The organism is Micromonospora sp. DH13 (assembly GCF_020873825.1).
Taxonomy (GTDB): Bacteria; Actinomycetota; Actinomycetes; order Mycobacteriales; family Micromonosporaceae; genus Micromonospora; species Micromonospora haikouensis.
Window position 1 is genome coordinate 56338 of record NZ_JAHWGR010000040.1, and the last position, 12955, is coordinate 69292.

Below are 12955 nucleotides of genomic sequence, written 5' to 3' on the forward strand. Positions count from 1 at the left end.
GGTACGCGTCACGCGCCGCCGGCCAGCAGGTGCTCGGCCAGCGCGAGGTCGAACGGGCGGGTGACCTTGAGGGCGTGCTCGGAGCCGGGGACGCAGACCACCGGCACGCCCTGCTTCTCGACGAGGCCCGCGTCGTCGGTGAGCGGGTCGCCGGCGGCCTCGTGGGCGGCGGTCAGCACGGCCCGGCGGAAGCCCTGCGGGGTCTGTACGGCGCGCAGGGCGGACCGGTCGACCGTGCCGAGGACCACCTCTCCCGGGCCGACCTCCTTGATCGTGTCGACGACCGGGAGGACGGGGATCACCGCGTCGTGCCCCGAGCGGACCGCCGCGGCGACGGACTCGACCAGCTCGGGCGGGGTGAGCGCGCGGGCCGCGTCGTGCACCAGGATGATCTCCGGGCCGGCGGGGACGGCGGCCAGCGCGGCGGCCACGGACGCCTGGCGTTCCGCCCCACCGGGGACGACCGTCACCGGGGCGACCGGGGTCAGCAGGTCGCGGACCGCGTCGACCTCGGCCGCCGGGGCGGCCACCACGATCGTGTGCACGGACGCGGCGGCGGCGATCCGGCGCACGGCGTGCACGAGCAGCGGCTCACCGGCAAGGGGACGCAGGGCCTTGGGCGCGCCCGGGCCCAGGCGTACGCCGGCACCGGCCGCAGGCACGAGGACCGCGACGTCACCGCGCGGATTGAGCTGCGCGGTCACGTCGCGGTCCTCGGATTCTGCTGCTGCGGGGTGGTCGATGATCAGGTGCGGATCAGGCCTCGGTCAGCACCTTGTCGAGCAGCGTCTCCGCCTCGTCCTTGGTGCTCTTCTCGGCCAGCGCGACCTCGCCGACGAGAATGTCCCGCGCCTTGGCGAGCATGCGCTTCTCGCCCGCCGACAGGCCCCGCTCCCGCTCCCGGCGCCACAGGTCGCGCACGACCTCGGCCACCTTCAGCGGGTTGCCGGAGGCCAGCTTCTCCAGATTCGCCTTGTAACGCCGCGACCAGTTGGTCGGCTCCTCGGTGTGTGGAGCCCGGAGGACGTCGAAGACCTTGCCCAGGCCCTCTTCGCCGACCACCTCGCGCACACCCACGATCTCGGCGTTCTCAGCGGGCACCCGGACCGTCAGGTCACCCTGCGCGACCCTCAGGACGAGGTACTGCTTAGGCTCGCCCTTGATGACCCGAGTCTCGATTGCCTCGATGAGTGCGGCCCCGTGGTGGGGGTAAACAACGGTCTCGCCGACACTGAAAACCATAGGTTCGAAACCCCTTTCGCTGTGTCTAGGGTAACACGCTCAGGCACCGATGTCCCACCGCTGTCCTGACCGTTGGCGCAGCTCAGGGGCCCTGTGAGAGGTATTTCTTCAGCTTGACAGGAGGCCAAACCGATGGTCTGAACACGCTCCGTGATTGGCGGATGACACCCCGACGTGGGTGATCGGAGCGTGGATTTCTCGGGCTATGCGCTGTTCCCATGGTATCCCGGTCGCGCCAGCCGCGCCCAGGTGTAGCGGGAGGAGCCGGCGGTGCGGGACCCTGGAGGCACAACACTGTCCGCGCGCCGAGACGGTTGCAGGGGGTCCGATGGGCATGCCCGACGCAGAGGGTCAGGGCTCCGCCGACGGCCTCCCCGGTCTGCCACCGGAGTGGGGCCGCATCGTCGTGCCGGACGACCCGTCCGCGCTCGCGGAGGAGGCGGCACGGGTCCGCCGCGAGCTGCGCCGCCAGGCCAACCAGACCCGCTGGCGTCGCCGCCTCGGCCTGCTCCCCCGCCCCGACGGCCGGCCACCGCTGCGGCTGCCGCTGCTCGTCCTGCTGGTCACGCTGCTGATCACCCTCGCCGGCCTGTTCGCCGTCACCTGGCCCCGGTCGCCCCGGGGCGGCGACCGCCCCACCGTCGTGCCGTACCCGACGGCGACCGACCTGAGCGGCCGGGCGCTGCCGGCGCTGGACCTGGTCGACGCCGGGAACTCGGCCGTCTCGCTGCGCGGCCTGACGCCCGCCGTGATCATCCTGGTGGACGCCTGCCCCTGCCCCGAGCGGGTCGCCGAGGCCGCGGCGCTCGCCCCGCCCGGCGTGACCGTGGTCACCGTGGAGGGTGGCCGCACGGTCCACGCCACCCCGGCGTCGGCCACCGCGACCGTACGTCCGCTCGCCGACCCGGCCGGCGGCCTGCGCACCTTCCTGCGGCTGCCGGCGCAGCCCGGGGCGGCCACCGCGCTGCTGGTCGACCGCGCCGGCGTGCTGGTCCGGGTGGTTGCGGAGCTGCGCTCCGCCGAGGACTACCGCGCCGACCTGGCCCGCCTCGGCACCTGAGCCGGCCTGCGTTGCGGCTCAGAAGACGAGCGCCGCCAGCCGGGCGTCGACCACGACCGGGGCGTCGCCGGACGCGGCGAGGACGAAGCGGAGCTTCCTTCCGCCGTCCAGCAGCACGGTGGCGGACGAGCCGTCGCACGCCACCCGGTGGCTCTCCCGCTGGCCGAAGGGGAAGGCCACCAGCACCAGCTCTCCCGGGCCGGTGCACCGGGCCTGGAGCAGGTGGGGCCGGGACCCGGCGGCGGGGACGGCACGCTGCTGCGGCGGCAGGCCGGGGCGCAGGGTCAGCCGGGCCTGCCACAGGGTGCCGAACCCACCGAGGTCGCCGCCCCGGTCGTAGGGGACGGACCCGCTGGCATCGTCGGCCAGCACCCGCCCGGTGGGTCCGTCGAGGACGACGGCCCGGCGCGGGGACCTGAAGACCACCCGACCGTTCGCCGGATCGACGACGACATGGGGACTGTCACCGGGGGCGACCCGAACCGTTTCCCGACCCGTTTCCCGGCCCGTTGGCACGGAGTCCACAGCGTCTACAGAATCCACGGCATCCACGGCGTCCATGGCGGACGAACGGTCCGGCCCGCCCGTCCGGTCGATCCGGGGAGCCGCGCCCCACCACCACGCGCCGCCGGCGACCACGAGGAGCACGGCCAACCCGGCCAGCACCCCGCCCCGCAGCCGATCAACCCAGACATCCCCCGCCCCACCCACACCGCTGAGCCTAACCCGCCCCACCCCCCACTCGGCTCGGTGATCAAGAGCTTTGCGTCATCGTCGAGATCAACTTTGACGCTTTTCTCTTGATCACCGGGGGCGAACCTGGGGGCGGGGTGGGTGGGTCAGGGGGTGTGGTCCAGGAGGGCGGCGTAAAGGGTCAGGCCGGGGCCGAAGGCGAGCATCAGGATCCGCTCGGCCGGGCGTTGCGCGCGGAGCAGCCGGTCCAGGATCAGCAGCACCGTCGCCGAGGAGCAGTTGCCGTGGGCGTCCAGGGTGGCGCGGGCCGCGTCCAGCGCCTGCGGCGGCAGCGCCAGCTCGCGTTCCACCACGTCCAGGATGCGCGGGCCGCCCGGGTGCACCGCCCAGCCGCCCACCTCCGACAGCGTCGCGCCGTGCCGGGCCAGCAGGTCGTCGACCAGGCCCCGGACGTGGCGGGAGAGCACCTGCGGGACCTTCGGGGACAGCCCCATCCGGAAGCCGGTGTCGGTGACGTCCCAGGTCATGTGGTCCGCCGTGGACGTGTCGGTGATGGCGGTCACCTCGCGCAGCGCGTACCCCCGGCCGCCGGGGACGACCACGGCGGCGACGGCGGCGTCCGAGAAGAGGGCGTGGGAGACGATCTGCTGGGTGTCCAGCCGGGCCGTCGCGGGCTGGATGTGCAGGCTGGTCAGCTCCGCGCAGAGCAGCAGCGCCGGCCGCTGCCGGGCGGTGACGAAGTCACCGGCCGCGCCGAGCCCCGGCAGGGCCGCGTAGCAGCCCATGTGGCCGACGACCATCCGCTGGGTGTGCGGGGCCATGCCCAGGTCCCGGGCGAGCAGGATGTCCAGGCCGGGCGTGGCGTACCCGGTGCACGAGCAGACGATGAACATGCCGACGTCCCCGGCGTCCAGGCCGGCGGCGGTGAGCGCCCGGCCGACCGCCTCCTTGCCCAGCGGCAGCGCCTCGACCTGGTAGCGGCGCATCCGGCGCTCCGTCGGCCAGTCCGAGACGTCCTCCAGCAGCGGGTTGACCGCCGCCTGCCGCCGCGTCACGCCGGAGTTGGCGAAGATCCGCTGCGCGAGCGCCCGGGTGGCATCGGGGAAGTGGCCGGCGAAGAAGCCCGACCAGAGTTCGTCCTGCGTGGCCCCCGGCGGCTGCGCCGTGCCCAGACCCGCGATCACCGGTACGGCCACGTTCCCCACCTCTCGTTCGCGTACCCCACGTCGTCACCAACGAGAGGCGGAGCTGTCGCGGTCCGGCCTCACCTGTACCCCTGCGCGGGCCCGGCTATCCGCGCCGGACGCCGCGCCCCTGGTAGAGCACCGCCGTCGACCAGGTCGACCTGATCCGGGGCTCCCGCCCGCCCGACGGCGACAGGCCGCCGCCCACCGGCGGCCGGCGGCCGGCCCGCAGCCGGCGGACCAGCCAGCGCAGGGTGCCGCCCAGCTCCGGCCGGACGCCCCGGACCCGCAGCTCGACGCCGTGCCGGGCGCACTCGGCGATCAACTCCCGGTCGTCCACGAACAACCGTGGATCGTGGATGCCCCGGGGCACCGTCGGCAGCCGCTCACCGATCTCCACCGCGACCAGCCGGCTCAGCACGGTGTCGTTGAGCGTGTCCAGCACCAGCAGGCCGCCCGGCCGCAGCAGCCGGCACGCCTCCGCCACGGCGGCCCGCCAGTCCGGCACGTGTTCCAGCAGCTCACCGGCGGCCACCACGTCGGCGCAGCCGTCGGCCAGCGGAACGGCGGTGGCGTCGCCGTTGACCGGGGTCACCCCGTGCGCGGCGGCCTGGGTCAGGGCGGAGCGGGTGAGGTCGACGCCGACGTGCCGGTAGCCCTTGCCCGCCAGGTGCGGGGCGAGCAGGCCGGCGCCGCAGCCCAGGTCGACCAGGAGGGCGTCGGGCCGGGTGGCCGGCGGCACCAGGGCCGCCCGGGCGCGGGCGAGCCAGTGCAGCATGGCGAACGCCCCGTCGGGACGCCACCACTCGTCGGCCAGGTCGTCGTACTGCCGGGGATCGTTCGGCGGCAGCACGCGCGGCCGGTCGGACACGGAGGACGATCCGTCACGCATGGCACCGAGCGTGGCACGACCGGACGGTAACGACCAGACTTCCCATATGGCGACGACGGTGTTAGGGCTGCTCAGGGCAAGTCACCCGGAGCCGGCCGCGGCGGTGACCGTGGTGGCGGGGCTGCTCGCCGTGGGGGTGGGGCACCACGCGTCCGGGGTCGCCGCGGTGGCGCTCACGGTGCTCGCCAGCCAGCTCGCCGTCGGCTGGTCCAACGACCACCTGGACGCCGACCGGGACGCGGCGGTGGGGCGTACCGACAAGCCGGTCGCCGCCGGCGCGGTGAGCCGGCGCGCGGTGGGGCTGGCGACGCGGGCCGCGACCCTGGCCACGGTGCTGCTCGCGGCGGCGACGACCAACCGCACGGCGGCGGTCTGGGCGACCGTGGCCCTGGTCTCCGCCCTGGCCTACAACTGGCCGCTGAAGTCGACGCCGTTCTCCGTGCTGCCCTACGCGGTGTCGTTCGGCGCGCTGCCCGCCTTCGTGGTGCTCGCGCTGCCCGGCGCCCCCGGCCCGCCGGCCTGGCTGGTGGCCGCCGCCGCCCTGCTGGGGGCCGGCGCGCACTTCGCCAACGTGCTGCCCGACCTGGCCGACGACGCCCGGACCGGGGTGCGGGGGCTGCCGCACCGGCTCGGCGCGGCCGGCAGCCGGGTGGCCGCCGCCGCGCTGCTGCTCGCCGCGACCGTCACCCTGGTCGCCGGGCCGCCCGGGCCGCCGTCGTGGTTCGGGCTGTCGGCGGTCGCGACCGCCGCGCTGGTCCCGCCCCTGACCTGGTACGCCGGCCGCAACGCCCGCCGCTCCGGCGACCGGGGGGTGGCCGCGTTCCGGGCGGTGCTGCTGGTGGCCCTGATCGACGTGGTGCTGCTGGTCACCGGCGGGCGGGTGCTCTGAGCGCCCCGGGAAGGTGGTGGTGCCGGGTCGGCGTGCGGCTCTCGATCAGCCCCAACTACCCTGAAGCCGGTCTGCGCGGGTATGGCCACCGTGCCCGGCGACGGCCGGGTGGGGATCGTGACGAGGAGGACCGACGTGACGCGCTCGATCAGGGGTTCCCGGCGGGCGGCCCTGCTGCTGTCCGGCGTGGCGGCGGCGACCGGCCTGCTGGCGACCGGCTGCGGCGCCGGCCAGGTGGCCGAGACCGCCAACAAGGAGCCGTCGGTCCAGGGCGTCAACATCCAGACCTCGGACAACGCCTACAAGGTGCGCGGGCTCTACGTGGAATACCCGGGCGCAGGTGGCTACCAGGCCGGCGCGAACGCCGCCGTCAACGCGGTGCTCTACAACGACACGCAGAGCCCGGTGACGGTGACCGTCACCACGGACAGCGCGCGGGAGATCGTGATCAGCGGCGGCGCGTCCGCCTCGGCGAGCCCGTCGGCGTCGGCCAGCGAGTCGCCGTCGGAGAGCGCGTCGCCGTCCGGGTCCGCGTCGCCGTCGGGTTCCGGGTCGGCCAGCCCGTCCGAGGGCGCGTCGGAGAGCCCGTCCGCCTCGCCAAGCCCGTCGGCCCCGGCCGGGGAGCCGGCCCGGTTCGAGATTCCCGCCCTCGGCTACGTCCAGCTCAACGTGCAGGGTGGCCGGTCGCTCCAGCTCGTCGGCCTCAACCAGGCGCTGCTCGCCGGCCAGCAGGTCAACCTGACCTTCGACTTCGGCAACGGCAACACCGTCAGCACCCCGGCCCCGGTCGGCGTCCCGCTGACCCCGCTCCCGCAGCCGTCCCAGATCGTGCAGCGCGAGGGCGCGCACGGCGCGGAGGGCGGCACCGAGGGCTCCGGCCACGGCGACTGACCGCCGACCGCCAACAGCTCGACCGCACCGCCGGCGTGGCACCCGCCATGCCGGCGGTGCTTCGTCGTACGGGGGGACTAACGTTCCGGTGTGACGACGCCCCGATCGACACCCTCCAGGGCGACCCCGCGCGGCCGGGCCGCCCGTGAGCCCCGTCCCGCCTACGAGTGCGACGCCTGCGGCCACCAGCCGCCCAAGTGGGTGGGGCGCTGCCCCGAGTGCGGCGAGTGGGGCTCGGTGGTCGAGTGCACGGTGACCGGCCCGACCGTCTCCGGGCGGGTGGTCAGCTCCCGGATGCCGGCCGAGCCGGCCCGGCCGATCGCCACCATCAGCGCCGCACCGGCCAAGGCCCGCCCCACCGGCGTGAGCGAGCTCGACCGGGTGCTCGGCGGCGGCCTGGTGCCCGGCGCGGTGGTGCTGCTCGCCGGCGAGCCGGGGGTCGGCAAGTCCACGTTGCTGCTCGACGTCGCCCAGCAGTGGGCGGCCACCGCCGGCAGCCCGTCGCTGGTGGTCAGCGGCGAGGAGTCGGTCAGCCAGGTGCGGCTGCGCGCCGAGCGGATGAACGCCCTGCACGACCAGCTCTGGCTGGCCGCCGAGAGCGACCTCGGCGCGGTCCTCGGCCACCTCGACGCGGTGAAGCCGGGGCTGCTGGTGCTCGACTCGGTGCAGACCATCTCCACCGCCGGCACCGAGGGGGTGCCCGGCGGGGTGACCCAGGTGCGGGCGGTCACGGCCGCCCTGGTCGCCGTGGCGAAGGAGCGGGGGGTCGCCACCGTCCTGGTCGGCCACGTCACCAAGGACGGCCAGGTGGCCGGGCCCCGGGTGCTGGAGCACCTGGTCGACGTGGTGCTGCACTTCGAGGGCGACAAGCACTCCTCGCTGCGGATGGTGCGCGGCGTGAAGAACCGGTTCGGCGCCGCCGACGAGGTCGGCTGCTTCGAGATGCACGAGGGCGGCATCAGCAGCCTCGCCGACCCGTCCGGGCTGTTCCTCACCCGCTACTCGGAGCCGGTGCCGGGCACCTGCGTCACCGTGGCGATGGAGGGGCGGCGGGCCCTGGTCACCGAGGTCCAGGCGCTGATCGGGGCGACCGTGGCGGGTTCGCCCCGGCGCACCGTGTCGGGTCTGGACGGGGCCCGGCTGGCGATGGTGCTGGCGGTGCTCCAGCGCCGCGCCGAGCGGCTGACCCTGCACGACCGGGAGGTCTTCGCGGCCACCGTCGGGGGCATCCGGGTGGTGGAGCCGGCCGCCGACCTGGCCGTGGCCCTCGCGGTCGCCTCCGGCGGCCTCAACCTCGCCATCAACCCCCACCTGGTGGCGATCGGCGAGGTGGGCCTCACCGGCGAGGTGCGCCGGGTCGGCGCGGTGCCCCGCCGGCTCGCCGAGGCGGCGAGGCTCGGCTTCCGGGTGGCCCTCGTGCCGCCGGGATGCGGCCCGGAGAGCGCCGGGGCTGGCCCCGAGAACATGCGCGTGATGGAGGTCACCGACGTGCGCTCGGCGCTCCAGTGTGCCGCCCGCGCATCGGCGGAGTGACCGACGGTGGCCGTCGGGTCGGACCGCCGGTGCGATTCCGGACAAGCGCGGCGGGCCTCCCGACCCGGTCGACAGGGGGCATCGTGACACATCACAGTAACCACGACAGCACCCACCGCACGCCAGTCCGTAGACTGTGCGCGTGCCGATCGACCGCGATGCCAGCAAAACCGCCGGCGCGACACCCCACGCCCGCACCGGTGCCGTGGGCTCGCCCGCCCGTCCGATCAGCGTCAGCGTGACCGGGAGTGTCGGCGGCGCAAGCGGTGATCCGCTGCGGGCCAATCTCGCCCTCATGGCCCCCGGCACCGCGCTGCGTGACGGCCTGGAGCGGATCCTGCGCGGCCGCACGGGCGCGCTGATCGTCCTGGGCTACGACAAGGTCGTCGAAGGGCTGTGCACCGGCGGCTTCCCGCTGGACGTGGAGTTCTCGGCGACCCGGGTGCGGGAGCTGTGCAAGATGGACGGCGCGGTGGTGCTGTCCAGCGACGGCACCCGCATCGTCCGGGCGGCGGTGCACCTGATGCCGGACCCGTCGATCCCGACCGAGGAGTCCGGCACCCGGCACCGCACCGCCGAGCGGGTGGCCCGGCAGACCGGCTACCCGGTCATCTCCGTCAGCCAGTCGATGCGGATCATCAGCCTCTACGTCAACGGCCAGCGGCACGTGCTGGACGACTCGGCGGCCATCCTGTCCCGGGCCAACCAGGCCCTGGCCACCCTGGAGCGCTACAAGCTGCGTCTCGACGAGGTTTCCGGCACCCTCTCCGCCCTGGAGATCGAGGACCTGGTGACGGTCCGGGACGCGGTGGCGGTGGTGCAGCGGCTGGAGATGGTCCGCCGGATCGCCGACGAGATCGCCGGCTACGTGGTGGAGCTCGGCACCGACGGTCGCCTCCTGGCGCTGCAGCTCGACGAGCTGATGGCCGGCGTGGACGCCGACCGCACCCTGGTCATCCGCGACTACCTGCCCGCCGGCCGCAAGTCCCGCACCCTCGACGAGGCGCTGGTGGAGCTGGACCTGCTGGGCGCCACCGAGCTGATCGACCTGGTCGCGGTGGCGAAGGCCATCGGCTACCCGGCCGCCTCCGACGCGCTGGACGCGGCGGTCAGCCCGCGCGGCTTCCGGCTGCTGGCGAAGGTCCCCCGGCTGCCGGTGGCCATCGTCGACCGGCTGGTGCTGCACTTCGGCAGCCTCCAGCGCCTGCTCGGGGCCACCGTGGAGGATCTGCAGGCCGTCGAGGGCGTCGGCGACGCCCGCGCCCGCGGCGTCCGGGAGGGGCTGTCCCGGCTCGCCGAGGCCTCCATCCTCGAACGCTACGTCTGACGCGCCCGACGCCCGGCGGCAGTGGGACCAAGCCGCCGGGTGCCGGGCGTCGGAGCCGCCTCGGCGGCGGGCGGTCGTCAGCCGGTGATGGTGAGCTTCACCGGCGAGCTGAGCTTGGTGTCGAGCCGCCCGAAGACCTGGTACGCCCCGGCCGGCGGGAACGGGCCGTTGGCAAGCCCGTCCTTGCAGCGGCTGGTGTCCCGCCCGTTCCAGTCCACCTGGTACGACCGCTCGAAGCCGGGCGTGAACGACTGCACGTCCGAGCCCTTGACGTTGCCGCAGGTGTCGGAGGACCAGACCTTCTCCGCGCCCGACTTGACGAACAGCTCCTGGAAGTCCGCGCCCACGTCGCGGCTGCAGGTGCGGTCCGACTTGTTCTTGATCTTGAGCTGGAGGCTGACCACGGTGCCCTGCTGCGCCGACGTCGGCAGCACCACCGGCGTCACCGAGATCTCCGCGTCGGTGCACGTCCCGGCGTCCGCACCGGGCCCGGCCGGAGCGCCGTCGCCGCCGGAGGGACCGCCGCTCGACCCGCCCTCGTCGCCCCCCGACGAGCCCGGGTCGTTGCCCGGGTCGTCCGACCCGCCGGGCGGCAGGCCGGTCTGCGGCGTCAGCACCGAGCCGCTCGGGTCGGGCACCGCCGACGGGTCGCCCGCACCCGGGGTCGCCGTCGGGGTCGGAGTCGACTTCGACTGCGGCGTGGTGCCGGTGTTGCCCGCGCCATTACAGGAATAGAGCAGGACAATCAGGAAGAGAAGGCCCGCTCCAAGTACGACGGCGCGACGCCGCCAGTACACGGCGGGTGGCAGGGGGCCGACCGTCAGACGCATGATGCCCCCACCGTAGCGGCGCGACGCACCGTCGCCGGGCGCGACGCGCCGGAGCACCCTCGGCTCACCGTGACGACCCTCCACTCACGACAGCGACACCCCGCCGGGGACGACGGTCCCGCCCGCAGCGGCACCCGGCCCGGCGGCGCCGGGACCGGTCACTGGTAGACCTTGCGCTGGTAGATCGCGTGCGCCCCGGCCACCCGGTCCAGGAAGAGCAGGCCGAGGCAGTGGTCGATCTCGTGCTGCAGGGCGCGGGCCTCGAAGCCGTCGGTGACCAGCCGCACCGGCGCCCCGGTGCCCGGCAGCAGCCCCTCGACGACCAGGCGGCTGGCCCGCTTGACGTCGCCGGTGAGGTCGGGCACCGACATGCAGCCCTCCCGGCCGCTCTTCCACCGGGTCGCCTCCACCACCCGGGCGTTGCACAGGACGAACGTGCCGTGCACGGTGAGCGCCTTCGGGTGACCGGTGACGTCCACCGCGAACACCTGCGCGCTCACGCCGACCTGCGGGGCGGCGAGGCCCACGCAACCCGGCGAGACCCGCATCGTGGCGATCAGGTCGGCGGCCAGGCGGACCACCTCGTCCGAGGTCGGATCCACCTCCGGCCCCGGCCGGCTGAGCACCGGGTCGGGGGCGGACACCACCGGGCGCACCTCCCCCGGCACCGGCAGCGCCGCCGGTGTCCAGCCGGCGAGGCCCGCGTACTCCGTCGTCACAGCAGGTCCGTGTCCGCCGGGCGGAGGCTGACCCCCACGCCCAACTCCGCCGCGGCCAGCGCCAACCGGCCGGCCACCTCGTCGAAGGTGCCCGGCGGCAGGTCCACCTCCGCGACCACCACGTAGAGGGAGCCGGTCAGCCGGGTGCTCAAGTCGGTGACGTTGCCGCCCGCGTCGGTCAGCACCCGCGTCATCGCCGCGACGATGCCCATCCGGTCCGCGCCGTGCACCGCCAGCACGTACGGCTCACCGGTCGGCGCGGCCGCGCCGTCGGGGGCGACCGCCCGTACGGTGGCCAGGAGCTGGCCGTCGGCGGCGAGCGGGGCCAGCGCGGCCTCGACGTCGGCGGCGGCCGGGCCCACACAGATCAGGGTCATCGCGAAATGGCCCCGCAGCCGGGTCATGGTGGAGTCGGTGAGGTTCGCGCCCAGCCGGGCGAGCACCTCGGCGACGTCGGCCACGATGCCGGGCCGGTCCCGGCCGATGACGGTGATCGCGAGCTCGCTCATCCGGGCATTCTGCCCGATCGGGGGGGCGGCCTCCGCGTCGCCCCGCCCGGCCCGCCCAACCTGCGGGAAGGCGGCCCGTGACATGATCGACGGCGCGATGTCCGAGCACACTTTCGCCACCCTCGTCAGCCGGTGGTACGAGCGCAACGCCCGCGACCTGCCATGGCGGGTGCCCGGCGTGAGCGCGTGGGCGATCCTGGTCAGCGAGGTCATGCTCCAGCAGACACCCGTGGTGCGGGTGCTGCCGGCGTACGAGGCGTGGCTGGCCCGCTGGCCCACACCCGCCGCGCTCGCCGCCGACCCGCCCGCCGAGGCGATCCGGATGTGGGGAAGGCTGGGCTACCCGCGCCGGGCGATGCGGCTGCACGACTGCGCGGTGGCGATCGTCGAGCGGCACGGCGGCGAGGTGCCGGACCGGCTGGAGCAGCTGCTCGCCCTGCCCGGGGTCGGCACGTACACGGCGCGGGCGGTGGCCGCCTTCGCGTACGGGCAGCGGCACCCGGTGGTGGACACCAACGTGCGGCGGGTGGTGAGCCGGGCGGTCGCCGGGGAGCCGGACGCCGGCCCGGCCACCCGCCCCGCCGACCTGGTGGCCACCGAGGAACTGCTACCGGCGGAGCCGGCCGAGGCAGCCCTGGCCAGCGCCGCGTTCATGGAGCTGGGGGCCGTCGTCTGCACCGCCCGGTCGCCCCGGTGCGCGGTCTGCCCGGTGGAGTCGATCTGCGCCTGGCGGGCCTCCGGTCAGGCGGCGCCGGCCGGCCCGACGCGGCGTCCCCAGCGGTACGCGGGCACGGACCGCCAGGTCCGCGGGCTGCTGCTGGCGGTGCTGCGGGAGTCCAGCGGCCCCGTGCCGCGCCAACGGCTGGACCAGGTCTGGACCGACGACGTGCAGCGCTCCCGGGCGTTGGCGGGGCTGGTCACCGACGGTCTGGTGGAACCGGCCGGTGGGGAGTCGTTCCGCCTCGCGGGTGACGGCCCGGCGATACCGGCCCCGGCCCTGGACGCCTGACCCGCCCCGGGCCGGGCCGGGTCCCACCCAGCCGGGCCCGCCCGGGTCACGCCCAGCCCTCGGCGCGGGGACGCCATGTCGGCGACATGGCGGTTTCCGCGCCTCCTGATGCCCCCACCTCCCCGGCATCCACCCAGGCAGGAACGGGCGACGGCCCGGCGGCTCTCGCCGCCGGGC

At 75.2% G+C, this 12955-nt stretch carries 14 protein-coding genes; 6 read left to right on the top strand and 8 right to left on the bottom strand.

Annotated elements, in window-relative coordinates:
• Positions 1 to 8: 8 nt before the first annotated feature.
• Both ispD and LPA42_RS28670 read right to left on the bottom strand, forming a co-directional pair.
• Positions 9 to 704 carry a 2-C-methyl-D-erythritol 4-phosphate cytidylyltransferase gene (gene ispD / locus LPA42_RS28665; protein WP_043965062.1) on the bottom strand — a complete coding sequence of 232 codons (696 nt, stop codon included), beginning with the start codon at positions 702 to 704 and terminating at the stop codon, positions 9 to 11.
• Positions 705 to 756: 52 nt separating this feature from the next.
• Entirely contained in the window at positions 757 to 1242 is a 486-nt protein-coding gene (locus LPA42_RS28670) for a CarD family transcriptional regulator (RefSeq protein WP_007073334.1), read from the bottom strand.
• A 328-nt stretch (positions 1243 to 1570) separates the two neighbouring features.
• Here LPA42_RS28670 and LPA42_RS28675 point away from each other — a divergent pair, with 328 nt between their 5' ends.
• Positions 1571 to 2302, top strand: a complete 732-nt coding sequence (locus tag LPA42_RS28675; RefSeq protein ID WP_077938051.1) for a hypothetical protein — start codon at positions 1571 to 1573, stop codon at positions 2300 to 2302.
• An 18-nt stretch (positions 2303 to 2320) separates the two neighbouring features.
• Here the strand turns inward: LPA42_RS28675 and LPA42_RS28680 are convergent, their stop codons facing one another.
• The 3 genes from LPA42_RS28680 to LPA42_RS28690 form a co-directional block, all read right to left on the bottom strand.
• The gene (locus LPA42_RS28680; RefSeq protein ID WP_077938050.1) at positions 2321 to 2728 is read right to left on the bottom strand and encodes a hypothetical protein; all 408 of its coding nucleotides are present in this window, start codon (positions 2726 to 2728) and stop codon (positions 2321 to 2323) included.
• Positions 2729 to 3141: 413 nt separating this feature from the next.
• Positions 3142 to 4191: a type III polyketide synthase gene (locus tag LPA42_RS28685; RefSeq protein WP_228986996.1), complete on the bottom strand. Its 1050-nt coding sequence runs from the start codon at positions 4189 to 4191 to the stop codon at positions 3142 to 3144.
• 94 nt (positions 4192 to 4285) lie between these two features.
• On the bottom strand, positions 4286 to 5071 hold the full coding sequence (locus tag LPA42_RS28690; protein ID WP_077938045.1) for a methyltransferase domain-containing protein: 786 nt from the start codon (positions 5069 to 5071) through the stop codon (positions 4286 to 4288).
• Positions 5072 to 5117: 46 nt separating this feature from the next.
• On the opposite strand from LPA42_RS28690, the gene LPA42_RS28695 reads away from it, so the two are divergent.
• From LPA42_RS28695 to disA, 4 genes are all read left to right on the top strand, one after another.
• On the top strand, positions 5118 to 5960 hold the full coding sequence (locus LPA42_RS28695) for a UbiA family prenyltransferase (RefSeq protein ID WP_096761660.1): 843 nt from the start codon (positions 5118 to 5120) through the stop codon (positions 5958 to 5960).
• Between the two features lie 135 nt (positions 5961 to 6095).
• Complete coding sequence (locus LPA42_RS28700; protein ID WP_077938048.1) at positions 6096 to 6851, top strand: hypothetical protein; 756 nt, start codon at positions 6096 to 6098, stop codon at positions 6849 to 6851.
• A 90-nt stretch (positions 6852 to 6941) separates the two neighbouring features.
• A complete protein-coding gene (gene radA / locus LPA42_RS28705) occupies positions 6942 to 8384 on the top strand; it encodes a DNA repair protein RadA (RefSeq protein WP_043965049.1) in 1443 nt (480 codons plus the stop codon).
• A gap of 142 nt (positions 8385 to 8526) precedes the next feature.
• Positions 8527 to 9711, top strand: coding sequence for a DNA integrity scanning diadenylate cyclase DisA (disA, locus tag LPA42_RS28710; RefSeq protein WP_074472796.1), 1185 nt, complete (start codon positions 8527 to 8529; stop codon positions 9709 to 9711).
• A 77-nt stretch (positions 9712 to 9788) separates the two neighbouring features.
• Here the strand turns inward: disA and LPA42_RS28715 are convergent, their stop codons facing one another.
• From LPA42_RS28715 to LPA42_RS28725, 3 genes are all read right to left on the bottom strand, one after another.
• Positions 9789 to 10541 carry a hypothetical protein gene (locus tag LPA42_RS28715; protein WP_077938047.1) on the bottom strand — a complete coding sequence of 251 codons (753 nt, stop codon included), beginning with the start codon at positions 10539 to 10541 and terminating at the stop codon, positions 9789 to 9791.
• A gap of 158 nt (positions 10542 to 10699) precedes the next feature.
• Positions 10700 to 11260, bottom strand: a complete 561-nt coding sequence (locus LPA42_RS28720) for a peptide deformylase (protein WP_077938043.1) — start codon at positions 11258 to 11260, stop codon at positions 10700 to 10702.
• Complete coding sequence (locus LPA42_RS28725; protein ID WP_077938046.1) at positions 11257 to 11769, bottom strand: glycine cleavage system protein R; 513 nt, start codon at positions 11767 to 11769, stop codon at positions 11257 to 11259. The genes LPA42_RS28720 and LPA42_RS28725 overlap by 4 nt, the downstream gene beginning before the upstream one ends.
• A gap of 97 nt (positions 11770 to 11866) precedes the next feature.
• Here LPA42_RS28725 and LPA42_RS28730 point away from each other — a divergent pair, with 97 nt between their 5' ends.
• On the top strand, positions 11867 to 12778 hold the full coding sequence (locus LPA42_RS28730; protein WP_077938042.1) for an A/G-specific adenine glycosylase: 912 nt from the start codon (positions 11867 to 11869) through the stop codon (positions 12776 to 12778).
• Positions 12779 to 12955: the final 177 nt, after the last annotated feature.

Excerpts from the sequence above, each read along its gene's own strand:
- LPA42_RS28670 (WP_007073334.1), bottom strand. The coding sequence starts at position 1,242 with ATGGTTTTCAGTGTCGGCGAGACCGTTGTTTACCCCCACCACGGGGCC.
- LPA42_RS28675 (WP_077938051.1), top strand. The coding sequence starts at position 1,571 with ATGGGCATGCCCGACGCAGAGGGTCAGGGCTCCGCCGACGGCCTCCCC.
- LPA42_RS28690 (WP_077938045.1), bottom strand. The coding sequence starts at position 5,071 with ATGCGTGACGGATCGTCCTCCGTGTCCGACCGGCCGCGCGTGCTGCCG.
- LPA42_RS28695 (WP_096761660.1), top strand. The coding sequence starts at position 5,118 with ATGGCGACGACGGTGTTAGGGCTGCTCAGGGCAAGTCACCCGGAGCCG.
- LPA42_RS28715 (WP_077938047.1), bottom strand. The coding sequence starts at position 10,541 with ATGCGTCTGACGGTCGGCCCCCTGCCACCCGCCGTGTACTGGCGGCGT.
- LPA42_RS28725 (WP_077938046.1), bottom strand. The coding sequence starts at position 11,769 with ATGAGCGAGCTCGCGATCACCGTCATCGGCCGGGACCGGCCCGGCATC.
- LPA42_RS28730 (WP_077938042.1), top strand. The coding sequence starts at position 11,867 with ATGTCCGAGCACACTTTCGCCACCCTCGTCAGCCGGTGGTACGAGCGC.